This is a genomic window from Halomonas sp. PBN3, from assembly GCF_000475415.1.
Classification (GTDB): Bacteria; Pseudomonadota; Gammaproteobacteria; order Pseudomonadales; family Halomonadaceae; genus Halomonas; species Halomonas shengliensis.
Genome location: NZ_AXCA01000202.1, coordinates 1 through 361 on the forward strand (window position 1 = coordinate 1; position 361 = coordinate 361).

A 361-nucleotide genomic window follows, 5' to 3' on the forward strand; every position below is an offset into this window, starting at 1 on the left:
ATCGCCCGGCGAGGTGCGCTTTCGACCGCTGGAGCTGCCGAGCCACATGACGCCCTTCTTCCTGGTCGGCGACGATGCGCTGTCGCTTCGCTGGCTGGAGGCCCGCGGGGATACCCTGCGCGAGCTCAACGCGGTGGGGCTGATCGTCGAGGTGGCCACACCCGAGGGGCTTGAGCGCCTGCGCGAGGCGGTGCCGGGGCTCGAGCTGCGCCCCACGCCGGGGGACGACCTGGCCGGTCGGCTGGGCCTGGCCCACTACCCGGTGCTGGTGACGGCTCAGGGGCTGGAGCAGTAGGAGCGCACGATGAACCAGACACACCCCCTGGAGGCGCTGCTGCGTCCGGCGGTAGAGCTCAACACC

Annotated in this window: 1 protein-coding gene; it reads left to right on the plus strand. The window is 71.7% G+C overall.

Annotation, left to right across the window (positions count from 1 at the left end):
• The coding region (locus Q673_RS33405) for an integrating conjugative element protein (RefSeq protein ID WP_023007137.1) at window positions 1-295 on the plus strand (295 nt) is incomplete at its 5' end.
• Window positions 296-361: the final 66 nt, after the last annotated feature.